The 17,883-nt window shown below is 61.5% G+C and carries 15 protein-coding genes; 8 read left to right on the forward strand and 7 right to left on the reverse strand.

The features are described from left to right. Positions 1-63 precede the first annotated feature (63 nt). From CTA01S_RS04360 to CTA01S_RS04385, 6 genes are all read right to left on the reverse strand, one after another. A complete protein-coding gene (locus CTA01S_RS04360; RefSeq protein WP_084362291.1) occupies positions 64-834 on the reverse strand; it encodes a flagellar brake protein in 771 nt (256 codons plus the stop codon). 53 nt (positions 835-887) lie between these two features. Continuing rightward, complete coding sequence (locus CTA01S_RS04365; RefSeq protein WP_019559146.1) at positions 888-1,190, reverse strand: flagellar protein FliT; 303 nt, start codon at positions 1,188-1,190, stop codon at positions 888-890. 65 nt (positions 1,191-1,255) lie between these two features. Continuing rightward, positions 1,256-1,657: a flagellar export chaperone FliS gene (gene fliS / locus CTA01S_RS04370; RefSeq protein WP_232300986.1), complete on the reverse strand. Its 402-nt coding sequence runs from the start codon at positions 1,655-1,657 to the stop codon at positions 1,256-1,258. 154 nt (positions 1,658-1,811) lie between these two features. Continuing rightward, positions 1,812-3,200, reverse strand: a complete 1,389-nt coding sequence (gene fliD, locus CTA01S_RS04375) for a flagellar filament capping protein FliD (protein ID WP_084362292.1) — start codon at positions 3,198-3,200, stop codon at positions 1,812-1,814. Positions 3,201-3,299: 99 nt separating this feature from the next. Next, positions 3,300-4,238 (reverse strand): flagellin N-terminal helical domain-containing protein, encoded by a 939-nt coding sequence (locus CTA01S_RS04380; RefSeq protein ID WP_019559143.1) that lies wholly within the window; start codon positions 4,236-4,238, stop codon positions 3,300-3,302. 205 nt (positions 4,239-4,443) lie between these two features. Beyond that, positions 4,444-5,379, reverse strand: a complete 936-nt coding sequence (locus CTA01S_RS04385; protein WP_062192582.1) for a flagellin N-terminal helical domain-containing protein — start codon at positions 5,377-5,379, stop codon at positions 4,444-4,446. A gap of 493 nt (positions 5,380-5,872) precedes the next feature. On the opposite strand from CTA01S_RS04385, the gene CTA01S_RS04390 reads away from it, so the two are divergent. The 7 genes from CTA01S_RS04390 (at position 5,873) to CTA01S_RS04420 (ending at position 15,545) form a co-directional block, all read left to right on the forward strand. Then, complete coding sequence (locus tag CTA01S_RS04390; RefSeq protein WP_232300987.1) at positions 5,873-11,359, forward strand: glycosyltransferase; 5,487 nt, start codon at positions 5,873-5,875, stop codon at positions 11,357-11,359. A 173-nt stretch (positions 11,360-11,532) separates the two neighbouring features. Then, entirely contained in the window at positions 11,533-11,862 is a 330-nt protein-coding gene (flhD, locus tag CTA01S_RS04395) for a flagellar transcriptional regulator FlhD (RefSeq protein ID WP_019559140.1), read from the forward strand. A gap of 36 nt (positions 11,863-11,898) precedes the next feature. Beyond that, the gene (gene flhC, locus CTA01S_RS04400) at positions 11,899-12,432 is read left to right on the forward strand and encodes a flagellar transcriptional regulator FlhC (protein ID WP_062192589.1); all 534 of its coding nucleotides are present in this window, start codon (positions 11,899-11,901) and stop codon (positions 12,430-12,432) included. Positions 12,433-12,634: 202 nt separating this feature from the next. Then, the gene (gene motA / locus CTA01S_RS04405; protein WP_019559138.1) at positions 12,635-13,498 is read left to right on the forward strand and encodes a flagellar motor stator protein MotA; all 864 of its coding nucleotides are present in this window, start codon (positions 12,635-12,637) and stop codon (positions 13,496-13,498) included. A 12-nt stretch (positions 13,499-13,510) separates the two neighbouring features. Continuing rightward, the gene (motB, locus tag CTA01S_RS04410) at positions 13,511-14,476 is read left to right on the forward strand and encodes a flagellar motor protein MotB (protein ID WP_062192592.1); all 966 of its coding nucleotides are present in this window, start codon (positions 13,511-13,513) and stop codon (positions 14,474-14,476) included. Between the two features lie 38 nt (positions 14,477-14,514). Next, positions 14,515-14,907: a chemotaxis response regulator CheY gene (gene cheY / locus CTA01S_RS04415; protein WP_019559136.1), complete on the forward strand. Its 393-nt coding sequence runs from the start codon at positions 14,515-14,517 to the stop codon at positions 14,905-14,907. An 8-nt stretch (positions 14,908-14,915) separates the two neighbouring features. Further along, complete coding sequence (locus CTA01S_RS04420) at positions 14,916-15,545, forward strand: protein phosphatase CheZ (protein WP_062192594.1); 630 nt, start codon at positions 14,916-14,918, stop codon at positions 15,543-15,545. Between the two features lie 21 nt (positions 15,546-15,566). Here CTA01S_RS04420 and fliE read toward each other — a convergent pair whose 3' ends face one another. Beyond that, positions 15,567-15,899: a flagellar hook-basal body complex protein FliE gene (gene fliE / locus CTA01S_RS04425; protein WP_019559134.1), complete on the reverse strand. Its 333-nt coding sequence runs from the start codon at positions 15,897-15,899 to the stop codon at positions 15,567-15,569. A gap of 253 nt (positions 15,900-16,152) precedes the next feature. Here fliE and fliF point away from each other — a divergent pair, with 253 nt between their 5' ends. After that, on the forward strand, positions 16,153-17,856 hold the full coding sequence (gene fliF, locus CTA01S_RS04430; protein WP_062192596.1) for a flagellar basal-body MS-ring/collar protein FliF: 1,704 nt from the start codon (positions 16,153-16,155) through the stop codon (positions 17,854-17,856). The last annotated feature ends 27 nt before the right edge of the window (positions 17,857-17,883 follow it).

Raw genomic sequence — 17,883 nt, forward strand, 5'->3', positions numbered from 1 at the left:
TCCGCAGGTATCAGGCAGGGGCCTGGCAGCGGCCCGGCAGCCGCCCGCATGGCACCCCAATCTTTAAGGGCGATCCAGCGCCATCAAGCGGCGCTGCTTCTGCGTTTGGTCGATGAAACGCTGCAGCGCGCGCAACGACTCGCCGCTCATGCCCTCCATCTCGCACCCCATACGGACCCCCTGGCCCGTGTCATTCACGGCAGAGATGTGCGCGATTCTCAAGCTGGCATTGAAACGAGTATCGTCATCGAGTTCGATGAACGACTGCGCGATGACGGTCCCCGGCTCCAGCAGCGGCGTGCCCTCAGGCACGAAAACGGCCAAGCCGCCGATACTGACATCGATGATGCGCAAATCCAACCACACGTCTTCCAGCGCGGGGTGCCGCATGCGCAACGAAGGTCCGACCTTCGACAGCGGACGCACCCGGTAGCTGGCACGGCGTTGAAATCGGAACAACTCGCGGGGCAATTTGCCATTGAGGGCGGTTTCACCACGAGTTCCGTGCACATGGACCAAGCCTTCCAGGTCGAACTGGATCTTCACACTGTCCAGGTAGCCCACGGCCACCACCTCATCGGCGTCGAGCACCCGCTCGAGTTGCGGCTCATGCGCATCGACCGCAAAGCGCAACACGCCCTTGGCTTTGTTCAACTCGAAAATGGTCGTGACGAAGCTCGCACCACGTGGCGTCGCAATCGTGAGCAAGGACCTCTGCTCCTGCATTTGGCGAAGCAAGGCCACGATCTCGAACGGGTCGGTGATGCGGAAGTCGTCCAGGGCCGAGCGTGCCTCGGGCTCCGAGGGCTGCAACGGCATGGGCATGGTTTCCATGGCAAGCTCCCGTGGCGCGCCCGCGGCCTCCGGTGGCAACGAGGCCGGCGCGCTCAATGCAGTGTACGCGGCGAAGCAGCCAACAGTCGATCCAGGTCATCCAACCAGGGCTCGGCCAATTGGCGAATCTGTGCGTCATTGTGCAGGATGCGCATCATCATGCGGTGCTTGGCGCGTGCCTGCTCTGGATCGAGTTGGCGTCCGACGGCAGCCTGCTTCAGGCGCGAGATCAGCACGGCGCAGGCACCTTCGAGGTGTACCACCCGGTCCCAGTCGCCACGTCGCGCCGCTTCGAGCATCTCCTGACTGGCGCGCTCGATGGCCTCGTAGCAGTCCAGCAGCGCGTTGTCATCCATGGAAGGCTCCGGTGCAAGGGGAATGTTCGTGAACGACTCGGACCACATCGATCGCAGCACTCGGTTCATGACTTGATCGACGACCTGATGGCCACCCAGGCATCCCGAATCGGAGACAGCAGTCTGATGCATTCCTGCAAAGCAGCGTCGTCGTTGTGCAAGTTGGCCTGCGTCAGCCGGGTCGTCAGATACAGGTAGGTCTGATTCAGGTTCTCGGCCAACTCGCCACCGTCTTTGCGATTCAAGGCGCTGCGCAGACCTTCCTCGATGATGCGCACGGCTTGGCCAATGGCGTGGCACTTGCCTTCGATATCCCCGCGAGCCAAGGCGCCGCGGGCCCGTGCGATCGCATCCAGCGCTCCGTCATACAGCATCTCCACCAGTTTGTGCGGGTCGGCTGCGGCTACACCGGTTTCGACTTGGACATGACCGTAGGCCGTGGCTTGGCTTCGGAAGGGTGCAAACATGGTCATTGCTCGCTGTGATGGATGTCTTGACCGTGATATCGACCACTGCAAGCCCCACTTGAGATCAGAATGAACCCTTCCCCCCTTCCCACGAATGCACAAAGGGCCTGCGATGCAGGCCCCCATGCTGAGCGGTGCCACGCGGCGCGCGGCCTCACTTGGACTTGTTCCAATTGTTGATCGCGCTCATTTGCTGACTCACATAATTGCTCAGGCTATTGAGTTGGCCAAGGCTGGCGTCCAGCGCCTGGTACTGGCGCAACAGCCGCTGCTCCACCAAGGCCACTCGGTCTTCATAGCGCGCTTGTTGCTGTTCATTGCGCCGAATGGTCTCTCGCAAGCCTGCCGTGCGCGCGGTCAATAAGCCCTCGGTCCCCACGATCGCATTGGTCAACAAACGGAAGCGCTCGCCAAAGCCGTTCAAGCTCGGATCCAGCGAATCCGACCGGCTGAACGCTGCCGCCAATTCGCTGCGCTGATTGAGCGCCTCGCTGAAGCGAGACTCCTTCAGTGTCAGCGTGCCATCGCGCTGCATCTCTACGCCAACGCTGGACAATGTGGCAAACACGCTCGACGCCGCCGAGGACTGAGACACCAAAGTGCGCAGTTGGGTCACCAAGCCCACGGCAGTGCGGTCGCCCTGTAAAGACCCCGCCTTCTTGGTGGCTTCGTCATAGGCGGTTTCCTTGGCCAGAAAACGGCTGAGGTCGTTGTAGGCATTGACGAAATCCTGCACCGCCTTCTTCACGGCCTGGTCATCGGCCGACACTTGCACCTCCACCGCCGACGTGGTGGTTCGCGACAGCGTGAGCGTCAATCCATCGACCACGCCACTGAGAGTGTTGGAAACGGATTCGATGTCCAGCCCGTTGATGCGAGCCAGCGCGTTACGGGCCGCTTGCGTTTCCTGCACTGCGCCGGGCACACCGGCCTCGTACGCCAAGGCTTGCAAGCCTGGATCTCCGCTCACGTCGATCCGTGTGACCGCCGCATCCAGCCCGGTGGCCGAGGAGGTCAAGACCAGGCGCGCCCCTGAGGCATCTCGCACGATGGACGCACTGACGCCGACTGCAGCCGCATTGATGCGGTCGCGAATGCCCGCCAGCGTGGTGTCCGTCGGGCCGATCGTCACGCTGGCCGTGCTGCCATCGCCTTTGGTGAAGGTCAGTGTCCCTTGGCCCAGGACGACCGAGCTGTCCGCGTAGGCCGACGAGGCCAGCGACTGCGCCCTGGCCAGCTGCATCACCTCGACGTTGTAGCTGCCAGAGGCCGCAGCGGCCGAGGCCGTGACGCTGACGGCGGCAGTATCCGAGGATGTCGCGGCGGTCTGGCTCCAAAGGCTGGCGCGGGTCAGCTGCGTGGCGGCCGATTGCAGGTTGCTCACATAGCTTTGCAACAGACCGAACGACGACAACTGCGTCGACAGCTTGGACGCCTGTTGCTTGAGCAAGTCGATCGGCCGACGTTCGAGCGCGACGAGCTGGGAGACGATGCCCTGCACGTCCAAGCCGCTGCCTATCCCTGGAGACGAAATCGTCGCCATCGGTCACACTCCTGATCGGGACCGCAGCGCGCGGCTTGCGGTCGCACGCTGCGTCCCTCAGATTATCGGCCGCTCGCGGACGGACTTGAACGGTACTCTTTAACGTTGCAGCAACGAAAGCACCTGTTGTGGCAGCTGGTTGGCCTGCGCCACCATGGCCGTGCCGGCTTGCTGCAAGATCTGCGCTCGCGACAGCTCCGACGTCTCGGCAGCGAAGTCGGCATCCATGATGCGACCTCGCGCGGCGGACTGGTTCTCTGCAGCCACCTGCAAGTTGGCGATCACGCTTTCGAAACGGTTCTGCGCCGCACCAAAGGTGGCTCTCAAATCATTGACCACATCCAGCGCCCGATCGATCACGTTGATGGCTTCGTCGATTTCGGCCCCAGGATCGGTCGGCGCCGTGGTCCAGCCGCCGATCGCAATGCCGTTGGCCCCCGAGGTCGCTGCCGTGGTCGTGACCGTGGCGAGCACGTCGGCTGCCGCCGACGCGCTGGTGATCGTGCTGCCCTCGGCTGGCGTGCCAGACAAATTGACCGAATCGACATCGATGCGATCGTTGGCCGTGGTGTTGGCGCCCACTTGAAAGCTCAAGGTCGCCTCGAAGGTGGCATCCGTCCCATCGAACAAGGATTTGCCATTGAACCGTGACGATTTCACGGTACGGAAAATCTCTTCCTGCAGTTCCTGGAATTCTTTCTGCAGATTGGCCCGGTCGCCAATGCTATTGGTGGCGTTGCGCGACTGCACGGCCAGCTCGCGCATGCGCTGCAGCATGTCCCCCATCTTGCCCAAGGCGCCTTCGGCCGTCTGCGCCAGCGAAATGCCGTCGTTGGCATTGCGGATCGCCACGTTCATGCCCTTGATTTGGGTGTTCATGCGCTCGGCAATCGCCAAGCCGGCGGCATCGTCTTTGGCGCTGTTGACCCGCAGCCCGGATGACAGGCGCTGCATGGCCGTGGCCAACGAGGACTGAGAGGCGTTGAGGTTGCGCTGCGCGTTGAGCGAAACCACATTGGTGTTGATGGTCTGAGGCATGGCAGCTCTCCTTCAAGAATCAAGACTGACTCCGGCTTCGAGCGCCGGCGCTCCACCATTTCGGTTCGGATCATTGTGAGACCGCGCCTCACGCGCCGAATCTCGAAAAAGCAAGGCATTTGCGCCTCAGATCTGCATCCAGATCCGCATCGGAAAAAAAATGCCCGGCCGAAGCCGGGCTGCGAAGCCAACTGCCGAGCGTGGATCAGCGCAGCAGCGACAGGACCTGCTGGGGCAGCTGATTGGCCTGCGAGACCATGGCCACGCCGGCCTGCTGCAAGATTTGCGCTCGCGAGAGATTGGCCGTCTCGGCCGCGAAGTCCGCATCCAAGATCCGTCCGCGGGAAGCGCTTTGGTTTTCCACACTGACCTGCAGGGTCTGGATCACCGCTTCGAAGCGGTTTTGCACCGCACCGAAGGTGGCCCGCTGATCGTTGACGACCTCCAGGGCACGATCGATCACGTTGATCGCTTCGTCGATCTCGGCCCCCACGTCGCCGGGCGCGGTCGTCCAGCCGCCGATGGCAATTCCATCGGCGCCAGAGGTCGCGGCCGTGGTCGTCACGGTGGACATCACCTCATCCGCCGCCGACGCGCTGGTGATCGTTCCGCCTTCGACTGCCGTGCCGGAGAGGTCCACTGACGTCACATCGATGCGGTCATTGGCACTGGTGTTGGCTCCCACCTGGAACGACAACGTGGCTTCATAACCCGTGCCGTTGGAGTCGAACAAGGCCTTGCCATTGAAGTTCGACGACTTGATCACCCGGCCGATCTCGTTTTGAAGCTCGGTGAATTCCTTTTGCAGATTGGCGCGGTCGCCATCACTGTTGGTGGCGTTGCGCGACTGCACGGCCAACTCACGCATGCGCTGCAGCATGTCGCCGATCTTGCCCAGGGCGCCTTCGGCCGTTTGCGCCAGCGAAATGCCGTCGTTGGCATTGCGGATCGCCACGTTCATGCCGCGCACCTGGGCGCCCATGCGCTCGGCAATGGCCAGGCCAGCCGCGTCGTCCTTGGCACTGTTGACACGCAGCCCCGAGGACAAACGCTGCATCGAGGTGGCCAGCGACGATGCCGTGCTGGAAAGATTGCGTTGCGCATTGAGCGAAACGACGTTGGTGTTGATGGACATAGCCATGATGTGTGCTCCTTCAATGTCGATGACTCCCGGCATGGACGCCGGCTTTGCCTCAGCCCCGCCGCCTTGCGGCTGCTGGGCCTTGCCAGCTCACGCTGGCTGCGTCCGGCGGCAGTCACCTCAGATGCGATCGAAGGAAGGTGCCCCTCGTCGAACCATCGGCCGGCTGGTCCCCGGACCACGGGTTGCCGATCGCTCGGGCCCGTTAGCAGAGATATCGACAGGCTGCACAACAACTTTAGGGCTTTGTCAAGGACAAGAAAAAGGAACTTCTCCGCACAATCAGGCGGATCCACCGGCCTGATCTCTACAGACTATCGGCACTCACGTGCCATCGCTTGAACGAGGCGCCGCCGGGTTGCCCCCAGCCCGAGAGAGAAGCTGGCAATGACCGGTTTATTCCTTCTTCTCAGGGCGCCGTCCATCCCTATAGTGGCAACCGTGCCGCCCCTGCCGGGGGATGAACGCTCCCACTTTCGTGAGGAACTACGTCATGACGCGAGAATCCGCCGAACACCATCTCATGATCCTTTGGGAGCATGCTCGCCCCAAGCAGCAACGCATCATCGACGATGTGCGGCGCCGCATGCAGATTCTTGCCGCCTTCGAGGTCCAATGGAGCAAGCACAGGGTCTCTGAAAACTTCAGTAGGTTTTACGGCCAAAACCTGCCTCCAGGATCGTTCAAAGAAGACCATTGTGGCCGCGGCCCGTTCCTCGCGTTGATCTTGCGCGACCCCCATCCCCGCTACGAGATGCGCGAAACGTCCAAAGGGAAGCGCATCGTCAATGTCAACACCTTCGATGCCAAGCAATGCTATCGACAGTGGACCGGTGGCGGGCACCGCATTCACGCCACCGACAGTGAGGCCGAAGCACGTCATGACATTGCGTTGCTGTTCGGAATGGCAATGAGCGAGTTGATCGAGCGATTGCCAAAGCAATGGAACGGTCGCATTGCACAGATGTCGGTCGACCTCGTTGGTGCCGCCGGATGGAAAGACTTGACACAGCTCTTGCACGTGCTGAACGAAACCATCCCATATGTCGTCCTACGCAACTTTGAGCACTTCCCGGATGCATACACATCTGAGGCCCATGGTGACATCGATCTGCTGACGACATCCGATGTCGAGATGGCCTACGTGATGAACGCGCACCGCGTATTTCCTCAAGCCCATCGCGTTCACTATGCCACCTACATCGCAGGCCAAGAAGTCCGCTTCGACTTTCGTTACATCGGGGATGGATACTACGATGCTCGTTGGCAACGCGAGATGCTGGAGCGCCGCGTGCGGCACGAGGGAGGCTTTTTCACCCCCGCCGCCTCAGACCATTTCTACGCACTGCTATATCACGCACTGGTTCACAAGCCGAAAATCTCCGACGAATATGCGCACAAGCTGGCCGCTCTGACCGCTCAACCCGATACTCTCGCCGGCCCCGACACACACCCGCTGACTCCCACCGAACTGCAAGACCCTCAGCGAGCCAAGCAACTGCTCGACCAATATCTGCAGCAGCATGGCTATCGGTACACACGCCCTGCAGACACTTCGGTTTACTTCAACTCGAAAGCTCTCGAACGCGACGCTCCTGATACCGACACGTGTGCGCTTAACGAAAGTGACGAGTCGGCGCCAAGCGCCTTGAGCACCGAAGCACGTGTTCTCAGCGCACTGCAGTCGGCCAATGACCGTTCATTGGCCTCAGAGGACATCGCGAGAATGTGCCTGGATGCGTCCATCGATCACTGCCTCGGTTCTGCGTGTGCGAACACCTTGCGTCCACTCGAGCGGTTGCTTCGTGGACGCAAAGTGCTCGAGATCGGCGCACGCTTTGGCACCCGCAGCAGATTCATGGGTGAAATTGGCGCCCAGGTCACAGCCTATGAAACGCATCCGTTGATGATGCAAGCGGCTGAAATTCGATGCGCGGACCTTCCTAACGTGTCTGTCACGTCCGATCTCGCCCGCCCAAGCACAGGCCCCACATGTAACGACTACGACGTGGTACTGATTGCCGACCCGGGTGCAGCGACGCAACTGAGCGAAGCCAGCCAGACGGCTCAGCGCCACTTGCGTCCCGGTGGTTGCCTGATCCTGATGAGCGACAACCGCCTTGGACTTCGATATTGGGCAGGTGCGGCTCAAGCCGGTTCGGCTTGGGACTTTGCCGGCATCCAAGGCCTGACCCAAGACGGACGGCTGACGGCTCCTGGCCGACGAGAGCTGATTCGTGCATTGAATCAGCATGGGTTGGTACATCAAAAGTTCTACTACCCCTTCCCAGACCACCGAAAAGCGTTTTTGGTTTTGAGCGAAAACGCACGGAGCGCGCCTGCCGAACTCTTGTACAACCTGCTTTCGGCATGCCATACGGTGGGCCACAACGCGGGCCGAGACCCGCTTTTTTCCGAGGGATGTGCCTTTCGATCCTTGATCGAGAATGACCTCTTGGGCGACATGGCCAATGCGTTCGTCGTGATCGCTTCCACATCGCCTTTGCCTCCGGTTGACCAAGAAGACATTGCCTACACATATTCCGGCCTTCGACGCAGCCATCTGGCCAAAGAAGTGGCGATCCATCGCGTCGAAGGAGCGCTGCGCGTACGACGGCGTCTATTGAATCCCACATCGGCCACGACATGGATGCGATTCGAAGCGGATGAGCCGCTGTTGCCGGGCGAACTTTTGTTCAACCGTTTGCTACCTGTGATGAATCAACCAGGGTGGCATACGGAACTGATCGCACAGTGGATGCGACCTCTATATGAGCACTTGGCTTCAAAAACTCATCACATCAACGGCCAATCCTACTTGGATGGCCAATATCTCGATGCCACCCCCTTCAACTTCATTGGGCACGGAAGCGAATATCAGCTGTTCGATCTGGAGTGGTGTTATTGGCCCAAGGTTCGATTGGAGTATGTGCTACTTCGCGGGATCTACTACAGTTTGAGGAAACTCGGTTCCGTTGCCGAACCTCGTGTCGGAACACCTTTGGAAATCATCCCTTTGGCCGAAGAGGTCATCCGACTGCTGACCGGGGAACCCTGCGACGCAAGACCACTGCTTGCACAAGAGATTGAACTGCAAGAAGCCGTCACAGGAATCAAATTCAGCATCAACGGGTTTTATCAAACCCTCCCCGTGAGAAGTCACGCCAAGCTTCCCGGGGGAAGCTGTGAGCAGAAAGGCACGGCTCATCAACCGTTGAACCAACCTCCACTCCGGCTGCCAGACCAACAGTCCGCCGCCGAGCTTGGGGAAAGTGACAAAAACCAGCACCGACCACAGGCACGTCCACCCACGCTGGAACAGTGGCTGGCCGCACGGACATTGTCTCCCTCCCAGGAAGCAGAGATTTCACGCCGTCTGGCCGCAACCTCGGGCACCCCACCGTTGGCCGTGTTCATCACCGCGCAAGCAGGCGCACGGGAGGCATTGGTAGCCACCTTGCATAGCCTCGAACAGGCTTGTCGCCTGGGCGCCAAGGTCGAGGTTCATGTGGTGTTGGACGCTTCGATCGACGCCACCGGTCTTCCGGGCACCCCTGTCGTTCATCCCCATGCACCGGGGGCCGAGATCCATGCGCTGAACGACGCCATTCACCACAGTGGTTGTCCATGGGCCTTGAGGGTTCAAGCCGGTGATCTGTTCACGCCCAACGGCCTGTCCATCCTCACGCTCGAACTCTGCGAAGCCAAGGACTGCCGCGCGGTGTTTGCAGACCTTTTGTATCGGTCTGCCGATGGCTCACTCGGTGCCGCATTTCGTCCGGATTTCAATCTGGATCTCTTCTTGAGCTTTCCGGCCGCGATGGCATCGCACTGGTGTTTCCACCGCGCGCATTTCGAGGCGTTGGGGGGCTTGGATCCGGACGCCGGCCCAGCCGCGGAGTTCGACCTGCTGCTTCGCCTGATCGAAAAGGACGGATTGACGGGTCTGGGGCATGTCCACGAACCTTTACTCATCGGTTCTCCTCCCCTGCCCATCGACGTGCCACAAGAGCGTGCCGCCCTTCTTCGTCATCTTCGATCGCGCGGCTACGAATTTGCCCAGGTGCATCAAGACCAACCTCGACTGTACCGCATCGAGTACGGGCACGCCTCGCAACCGCTGGTCAGCATCATCATCCCCACGCGCGACCAACTGGCGCTTCTACGACGCTGCGTCGAAAGCTTGTTGGAAAAGACCCGATACCAGAACTACGAGCTGCTCATCGTCGATAACCAAAGTGCCACCGAAGAGGCGCGTCAGTGGCTGGAAGCGGTAGCCTCCTTCGGGGAGGATCGCATTCGAGTGCTGCGTTACGACCACCCCTTCAATTTCTCGGCCATGAACAACTTGGCCGTCGAGCACGCGCGAGGCGAGTATCTGGTGCTGCTCAACAACGACACCGCGATCATCGACCCTCATTGGCTGGACGCGCTGCTCAACCATGCGCAGCGCCCAGAAGTCGGCGCCGTTGGCGCCAAGCTTCTCTATCCGGACGGCACCATCCAGCATGCGGGGGTGGTCTTGGGGCTGCGGGGCCCGGCAGAACATCCTTTCACGGGAGAGGCTCTGGACTCTCCCGGCACGATGCAACGCCTTCGGGTCGACCAAAACTACAGCGCCGTCACGGCCGCCTGCCTGATGATCCGCAAGTCCGTCTACCAAGAGGTCGGTGGCATGGACGAGGTCGACTTCAAGGTGTCTTACAACGATGTGGATTTGTGCCTGAAGGTCGCATCGGCCGGCTATCTCAACGTGTGGACGCCCCATGCCTTGGTGATGCATGAAGGCAGCGTGAGTCAAAAGCAACTCGATCCTCAAGCGGCCGAGGCCAAACGACAGCGTTTCCTTGCGGAGCAAGACGCTCTGTATGCAAAGTGGATGCCCATCATTGCCAACGATCCGGCCTACAACCGCAACCTCTCGCTCAACGACAAAGGTTTTTCCTTCGAATCGAGGGTCGATCTGGTCTGGCGTCCACTGAGCTGGCGCCCCGCGCCCATCGTGCTGGCCCACATGGCCGACCATTGGGGCTGCGGTCATTACCGGGTGATTCAACCTCATGAAGCCATGCGCCGCAGCGGCCACATCGAAGGCCTGCTGTCGGACACCCTGCTGCTGCCTGCCGAACTGGCGCGCTTGGATCCGGATGCCATCGTGTTGCAGCGTCAGCTCACCGAGCAACAACTGGAGTCCATGCGTCGGATGAAGGCCTTCTCTCGAGCCTTCAAAGTGTATGAACTGGACGACTACTTGCCCAACCTTCCGATCAAAAGCGCCTACCGCAAGAACATCCCCAAGGACGCGGTCAAGTCTTTGCGGCAAGCCCTCGGGTATGTCGATCGGTTCGTCGTCTCCACCGATGCGCTGGCCGAGGCTTTCGAGGGTTTGCACCCCGACATCCGCGTGGTCAAGAACAAGCTGCCGACGGCTTGGTGGTCGGATGTGAAACCGCGACGCCGACGGGGCAAGAAGCCGCGCGTGGGATGGGCCGGAGGTGCGGGCCATGCCGGAGACCTGGCGCTGCTCATCGATGTCGTGAAGGCACTTGCCGGTGAGGTCGAATGGGTCTTCTTTGGACTGTGCCCGGCAGAGATTGTCGATGTGGTCGACGAAGTCTATAAGGGCGTGCCCATCGATCAGTATCCCGCCATGCTGGCAGGCCTGGACCTCGACCTGGCGCTGGCCCCACTGGAACACAACCAGTTCAACGAGTGCAAGAGCAATCTTCGCCTGCTCGAATACGGGATCTGCGGCTATCCCGTCGTTTGCAGCGATATCCGCTGCTACCGGGACGACGAGCTGCCCGTCACACGCGTGAAGAACCGTTTCAAGGATTGGGTGGAGGCCATTCGCATGCACACCCATGATCTCGATGCCGCCGCGCGCGCTGGAGATGCGCTGCGGGAGGCGGTTCGCTCGCAGTGGATGCTCGAAGGCGCCGCGCTGGAGGAGTGGAAAGCCGCCTGGACGCAGCCTTGAGAGCACCGCATGTAGGAATTTTTCCGACACGCCCTACGAAAACTGCGACACGACGAACAGAAAGGCCCTGATATCGGCTCTTTTCGTCTCCTCCTAAAGTGCGTCTCACGGGATCAGCCACATCAAGCCCAGGATCCCATCGCACACCGCAGGAAGAAACGAAGGAGCCGACCATGAACCCGCAGACCGAACAGATCCTCGCCGAGATCCGCGAAGCCAACCTGTCTTATCTGATGTTGGCGCAAAACCTGATCCGCACCGACCGTGCCGAAGCCCTGTTCCGCCTGGGAATCTCCGAGGAAACCGCCGACCTGATCGCCGCTTTGACGCCCGCCCAGATCATGCGCATTGCCTCGGGCAATACGCTGCTGTGCCGCTTCCGCATGGATGACGATCTGGTGTGGGGTCTGTTGACCAACCATGGCAAGACGGCCGCCAACGATGCCACGGCCCGCCTGCACGCCAGCATTCTGATGGCCGGCCGCCATCAAGAGGCTGCCTGATCCCCCCCCGTTGGCCTGAGCACCAGGGAGCCTGTCATGCGCACCAAGAGCATCCTGTCCGAAGCCAAGCAAATCGAGCGAGCCGTCACGCTGATCCAGCTCGGCGCCCGGCTGCAAGTGCTGGAATCCGAAACGGACCTGTCCTACGAACGGCTGCTGCGTCTGTACAAAGAAGTCGCCGGCAAGTCGCCATCCAAGGGTCAGCTGCCGTTTTCAACCGATTGGTTCATGACCTGGCAGCCCAACATTCACGCGTCGCTGTTCCTCAACATCCACGAATATCTGAACAAAGCGGTCGAGCTTGACGACATCGACTTGGTGATCAAAGCCTACCGCTTGTACCTGGAGCAAGTCCGCTCGCAAGGGCTGGAGCCCCAGCTGTCGATCACCCGCGCCTGGCGCTTGGTGAAGTTCATCGACAACGGCATGCTGAGCATGACCCGGTGCTCGAAGTGCGGTGGGCATTTCGTCACCTACCCTCATGAGATCGCCAAACATTTCGTGTGCGGCTTGTGCAATCCACCGGCACGTGCCGGCAAAGGCAAGTCCGGCGGCCTGCAGGTGCACTGATTGCCGCCGCGGCGAAGTTTCATCCGTCGTCTCCTCCTGAGCGCCTCGCTGGCGCCTTGACCACGGGCTCCCTGCGAGCCCGTGCTTTTTGGTTCCCCCAAGACGGGCTCAAGTCAGAGGCCAAGCGGTCGATATCCCCTGGGACCCCGGTCAAAGCGCGCACTGCCCGTGGTGCGTCAACCCACCTGGAAAGACCCGCAACATGTTCGTCATCGTCGGTTACATCGTGGCGCTGGGCTGCATCTTTGGCGGCTTCATCATCCACGGCGGCAACATGGCTGTCATCTTGCACGCCTTGCCCACCGAGTTGATGGTCATCGGAGGGGGGGCTTTTGGGGCGTTCATCGTCAACAACCAGCCCAAGGTGCTCAAAGCCACGTTTGCAAGCATCCCCAAGCTGCTCAAGGGGTCCAAATACACCAAGGCCAGATACATGGAGCTGATGGCTTTGCTCTATGACATCTTGCAAAAAGCCCGCAAGGAAGGGCTGATGGCGATCGAAAAAGATGTCGAGGCTCCGCACGAATCGCCACTGTTCAAGAAGTACCCCACCGTCGGCAGCGACCACCATGTCGTGGAATTCATCACGGATTACCTGCGCATGATGGTCTCCGGCAACCTGAATGCCCATGAAATCGAATCGCTGATGGACAGCGAGATCGAAACTCATCACCACGAAGCCCATGCACCGGCTGCGGCGATTCAGCGTGTCGCTGGCGGCTTGCCAGCGTTTGGCATCGTGGCCGCGGTGCTCGGGGTGGTCAACACCATGGGCTCGGTGGGCCAGCCTCCGGCCGTGCTGGGCGCCATGATCGGCTCGGCCCTGGTCGGGACGTTCCTGGGGATCTTGCTGGCCTACGCCATCGTGGAGCCCTTGGCCGGCCTGTTGGAGCAGAAGAACGACGAAGCCACCAAAGAGTTGCAGTGCATCAAAACCACCTTGCTGGCCAGCATGCAGGGTTATGCGCCGCAGATTGCGGTGGAATTCGGTCGCAAAGTGCTGTATTCCACCGAGCGGCCGAGCTTCTCGGAACTCGAAGGCCACGTCAAGGGCAAGAAAGCCTGATCGGAACCCACCATGGCCGGCGACTCGAAAAAGCTGCAACCGATCATCATCAAGCGGGTCAAGAAGGGAGGCCATGGCCATCACGGCGGCGCCTGGAAAATCGCTTATGCCGACTTCGTCACGGCGATGATGGCCTTCTTCCTGCTGATGTGGCTGCTGGGATCGACCACCGAAGGAGACCGCAAGGGCATTGCCGACTATTTCTCCTCGCCCCTGAAGATCGCTCTGCTCAGCGGAGGCAGCGGCGCCGGTGACGCCTCGCACGTGATCAAAGGCGGTGGCACCGACCTCACGCGCACGACCGGGCAGGTCCGCCGTGGCGACATCGAAGCCGAGCGCAAGACCATCAATTTGCAAGCCCTCAAGGAGCAACTCAAGCGCGAGGAAGCCGCCCGGCTGGAGGAATTGAAGCAGCGCATCGAGCAATCCGTCACGAACAATCCGCTGCTGGTGCAGTTCCGCTCGCAAATTCGCCTGGACATCACCCAAGATGGCTTGCGCATCCAGATCGTCGATGAGCAAAACCGACCGATGTTCGATACCGGCAGCGCTTTGGTGAAAGATTACATGCGCTCGATCCTGCGTGAGATCGGCAAGGTGCTGTCGGAGGTGGACAACAAGGTGACCTTGGCCGGCCACACCGATGCAGCGCCGTACAGCAGCGGCGAGCGCGGCTACAGCAATTGGGAGCTGTCGGCCGACCGGGCCAATGCCTCGCGCCGGGAGCTCGTGGCCGGTGGCTTGCGCGAAGGGCAGGTGGTACGGGTGGTCGGTCTGGCCTCCAGTGCGCTGCTGGACAAGGACAACCCCCTCAACCCGATCAACCGCCGCATCAGCATCATCGTGATGAACAAAGACGCCCAAGAGCGCTTCGAACGTGGCGCCGACATCGAAGCCGGAACGGCCCCGGCCGTGCATGAGGCCGCCGCATCCTCGGCGGCGGGAGAAAACTTTAGTTTTCCTGCCCCCGGCCGATAAGCCTGCGAACATCTGTTTTCCCTGCGAGGACACTCCCCATGAGTACCGCCACCGATCTGAAATTCCTCATCGTCGATGACTTCTCGACCATGCGCCGCATCGTGCGGGGCTTGTTGAAGGAGATCGGCTACAACAACGCCGAGGAAGCGGAAGACGGCGCCGTGGCCCTGCAGATGCTGCAAAACGGCCACTTCGATTTCGTGGTCAGCGACATCAACATGCCCAATATGAACGGCTTCGAGCTGTTGTCGGCCATCAAGAAAGACGACAAGCTCAAGCACATTCCGGTGTTGATGGTCACGGCAGAGGCCCGCAAGGAAGACATCGTGCGCGCTGCGCAGGACGGGGCAGCCGGCTATATCGTCAAGCCCTTCACCAAAGCCACCCTGGAGGAGAAGGTGCAGAAAATCCTCCAGAAACTGGGCAAGTGAGGCAGGCCATGAGCGACACGAACAACTCCCAAGGCGCCAGCCCTCCCCTGACCACCTCGCCGGAGGTGTATCAACGCATCGGCGAGATGACGCGCAACCTGCATGACACCTTGGCACAGCTGGGCTTCATGCCCAAGCTGGGCGAGATCACCGAAAGCCTGCCCGATGCCCGCAGCCGACTGAACTATATTGCCATCAAGACGGGCGAGGCCGCCGAGAAGGTGCTCAATCTGGTGGATCAGGCCAAAGCGGAGCACGAACAAATCGCCGCCGAGACACGTCGCATCGCCCAAGCCATCGTGGCCGACCCGGTGCGCGCCGTTGCCAGTGGCAGCGTGATGAACTTCGTCAGCGATGTGGAAGCGCGCTCGGCACGCATCGACCAGTACCTCACCGACATCATGATGGCCCAGGACTTCCACGATCTGACCGGCCAAGTGGTGGCCCGCGTGGTCAAGCTGGCCGCCGACATCGAAGACCAGCTCGTCAAGCTCTTGCTACAAACCGCCCCGCCAGACCAGGTGCACAAAGTGGAGCAAACCTTCCTGAATGGCCCGGTGGTCAACCCGGAAGGACGCACAGACGTCGTCACCAGCCAGGAACAAGTCGATGATCTGCTGGCCAGCCTCGGGTTTTGAGCCGCCTCACACCAACCCGTCTCACACCGACATGTTCATGATGTCGGTGTAGGCTTGCACGAGCCGGTTGCGCACCTGCAGGGTCGCCTGGAAGCCGATTTGGGCCTTTTGCATCGTGACCATGGTCTCTTCCAGAGACACGGTGGGATTGCCCAATTGAACCTGACGCTGCATCTCGGAGGCTTGCATCTGGGTGGCGCTGACCGTCTTGAGCGCTTGATGCAGGGCTTGCGAGAAGCCCACGGCAGGGGCACGCGCCTCGACCTGGCCCGCCTTGGATGCTTGCGACGGCAGCACCATGCCGCTTTTGGCCAGGGCCTGCTGAAAGTTGAAGGGCTTGAGTCGAACGTCCATGGTGCACACTCCTGCGCGCGGGACTTCCGGGACTTCCTCTAGCAAGCCTCTCAAGAAAGAGCTGCGCGCGCCGATGAACCTATCGTAAGGGCACGGGGCCGGCGCGATGCATCGAACTGGCGGCCGTTTGCTGCCCTCTTCCGCCCTTGAGCGAACCCGGCCGTCCGAATAATCGGTCCCCAACGACACCCTGGGGACCGCAGCTGCGTGCCTGGCCTCCCGGGGTCTGCCCAACACTCCGGGATGCTGCACGATGGACAACGCCGTCGCCCTGCCTCAGAACCAGCCACCCGCACTGGCCGCCCCGCCTGCTGCCGGCAGCTTCATCCAGCGCATCAACGCTTTGCCATCCTCACGCAAGCTGCTGTTGGGCGCTGGCCTGGCCGGCCTGGTGGCCATCGTCGTGGCCCTGTCGCTGTGGTCGGTCAAGCCGGACTACAAGGTGCTCTACGCCAACCTGTCGGACAAGGATGGCGGAGCGATCATCGCGCAGCTGTCGCAGATGAACGTGCCCTACCGGCATGCCGACGGGGGCTCGGCCATTCTGGTGCCTGCTGACCGGGTGCACGACGTGCGGCTGCGTTTGGCCTCGGCCGGATTGCCCAAAGGCTCGACGGTGGGCTTCGAGTTGATGGACAACGCCCGCTTCGGCATCACGCAGTTTCAGGAGCGGCTGACCTTTCAGCGCGGCTTGGAAGGCGAGTTGACCCGATCGATCGAAGCCCTGGCCGCCGTCAGCAGCGCCCGAGTGCACCTGGCCCTGCCCAACCAGAACGGCTTCTTCCGCGAGCAGCAAAAGCCCTCGGCTTCGGTGCTGGTGCATCTGCATCCTGGACGCAGCCTGGACCGCGCGCAGATCGCCGGCATCGTGCACCTGGTCTCCAGCAGCGTGCCCGAGCTTTCGCCCAAAGCCGTCTCGGTCGTCGATCAAAACGGCAATCTGCTGACCGACTCTCCTGAGGGCAAGGCCCAGGGGCTCGATGCCCAGCAACTCCAATACGTGGCTCAGATCGAGTCCACGCTGACACGCCGCATCACCGACATCTTGGAGCCGGTGGTCGGCCGTGACAACCTGCGCGCCCAGGTCACCGCCGAAGTGGATTTCTCGCAGAGCGAATCGACCTCCGAGCAATTTCGCCCGAACCAAGGCGGTGAGCCGGCCGCCGTGCGCAGCATGCAGCACATGGAGTCGACCCAAACCGACGGCCCCGTCCCCACCGGCGTGCCGGGTGCGGTCTCCAACCAGCCGCCCGTGCCGGCCCAAGCGCCCATCAACGGCCCGGCCCAAGCCTTGCAAGCGGCCAACGGTGGCGGTGGAGGCACCGCCCAAGTGCGCCGCGAGGCCGTGACCAACTACGAGGTGGACAAGACTGTGCGCGTCACGCGCAACGCCACAGGCACCATCAAACGATTGAGCGCGGCCGTGGTGGTCAATCACCGCACCCAGACCGACGCGCGCGGCCGCACCACCCAAGTGCCTTTGAGCGAAGAGGAACTGCAAAAGCTCACCACCCTCGTGCGCGAGGCCATCGGCTTTTCCGCCGAGCGCGGCGACTCCCTGCAGGTCATCAATGCCCCGTTCCAAATCACCAAGCCCGAAGAACCCACTGAGCCTGCGTGGTGGCAGCAGCCCGAGATGCTGGAGCTGTTGCGTCAGTTCGCCGTGCCCTTGGCGCTGAGCCTGGTGGCATTGCTGATCGTGCTGGGCGTGGTGCGTCCGGCGCTCAAGGCCGCAACGGCCCCAGCCCCCACAGCGACCAAGGTGGATGCCGTGATCGACGAGCCGCAGGCCCTGCCGCCGCTGGCCGATGGCGAGCAAGCGCCCGCTGGCATGCCGCTGTTGGCCTCCCCCGACAACAACGACAAGCTCGAAGCAGCGCGCCGCCTGGCACGGGAAAACCCCGCGGCCGTGGCCAACATCGTGCGCAGCTGGGTCAGCAAGGAGGCTGCCGCCTGAACTGAGGCTCGGTCTCACACTGCATCG

The organism is Caldimonas taiwanensis NBRC 104434, assembly GCF_001592165.1.
Taxonomy (GTDB): domain Bacteria; phylum Pseudomonadota; class Gammaproteobacteria; order Burkholderiales; family Burkholderiaceae_C; genus Caldimonas; species Caldimonas manganoxidans.

What these genes read in the sequence shown, in the direction of transcription:
- flhC (WP_062192589.1), top strand. Translation starts at nt 11,899, where the DNA reads ATGCGCACCAAGAGCATCCTGTCCGAAGCCAAGCAAATCGAGCGAGCC.
- motB (WP_062192592.1), top strand. Translation starts at nt 13,511, where the DNA reads ATGGCCGGCGACTCGAAAAAGCTGCAACCGATCATCATCAAGCGGGTC.
- fliS (WP_232300986.1), bottom strand. Translation starts at nt 1,657, where the DNA reads ATGTTTGCACCCTTCCGAAGCCAAGCCACGGCCTACGGTCATGTCCAA.
- CTA01S_RS04385 (WP_062192582.1), bottom strand. Translation starts at nt 5,379, where the DNA reads ATGGCTATGTCCATCAACACCAACGTCGTTTCGCTCAATGCGCAACGC.
- CTA01S_RS04365 (WP_019559146.1), bottom strand. Translation starts at nt 1,190, where the DNA reads ATGGATGACAACGCGCTGCTGGACTGCTACGAGGCCATCGAGCGCGCC.
- fliF (WP_062192596.1), top strand. Translation starts at nt 16,153, where the DNA reads ATGGACAACGCCGTCGCCCTGCCTCAGAACCAGCCACCCGCACTGGCC.
- flhD (WP_019559140.1), top strand. Translation starts at nt 11,533, where the DNA reads ATGAACCCGCAGACCGAACAGATCCTCGCCGAGATCCGCGAAGCCAAC.
- CTA01S_RS04380 (WP_019559143.1), bottom strand. Translation starts at nt 4,238, where the DNA reads ATGCCTCAGACCATCAACACCAATGTGGTTTCGCTCAACGCGCAGCGC.
- fliD (WP_084362292.1), bottom strand. Translation starts at nt 3,200, where the DNA reads ATGGCGACGATTTCGTCTCCAGGGATAGGCAGCGGCTTGGACGTGCAG.
- CTA01S_RS04420 (WP_062192594.1), top strand. Translation starts at nt 14,916, where the DNA reads ATGAGCGACACGAACAACTCCCAAGGCGCCAGCCCTCCCCTGACCACC.
- motA (WP_019559138.1), top strand. Translation starts at nt 12,635, where the DNA reads ATGTTCGTCATCGTCGGTTACATCGTGGCGCTGGGCTGCATCTTTGGC.
- cheY (WP_019559136.1), top strand. Translation starts at nt 14,515, where the DNA reads ATGAGTACCGCCACCGATCTGAAATTCCTCATCGTCGATGACTTCTCG.
- fliE (WP_019559134.1), bottom strand. Translation starts at nt 15,899, where the DNA reads ATGGACGTTCGACTCAAGCCCTTCAACTTTCAGCAGGCCCTGGCCAAA.
- CTA01S_RS04360 (WP_084362291.1), bottom strand. Translation starts at nt 834, where the DNA reads ATGGAAACCATGCCCATGCCGTTGCAGCCCTCGGAGCCCGAGGCACGC.
- CTA01S_RS04390 (WP_232300987.1), top strand. Translation starts at nt 5,873, where the DNA reads ATGACGCGAGAATCCGCCGAACACCATCTCATGATCCTTTGGGAGCAT.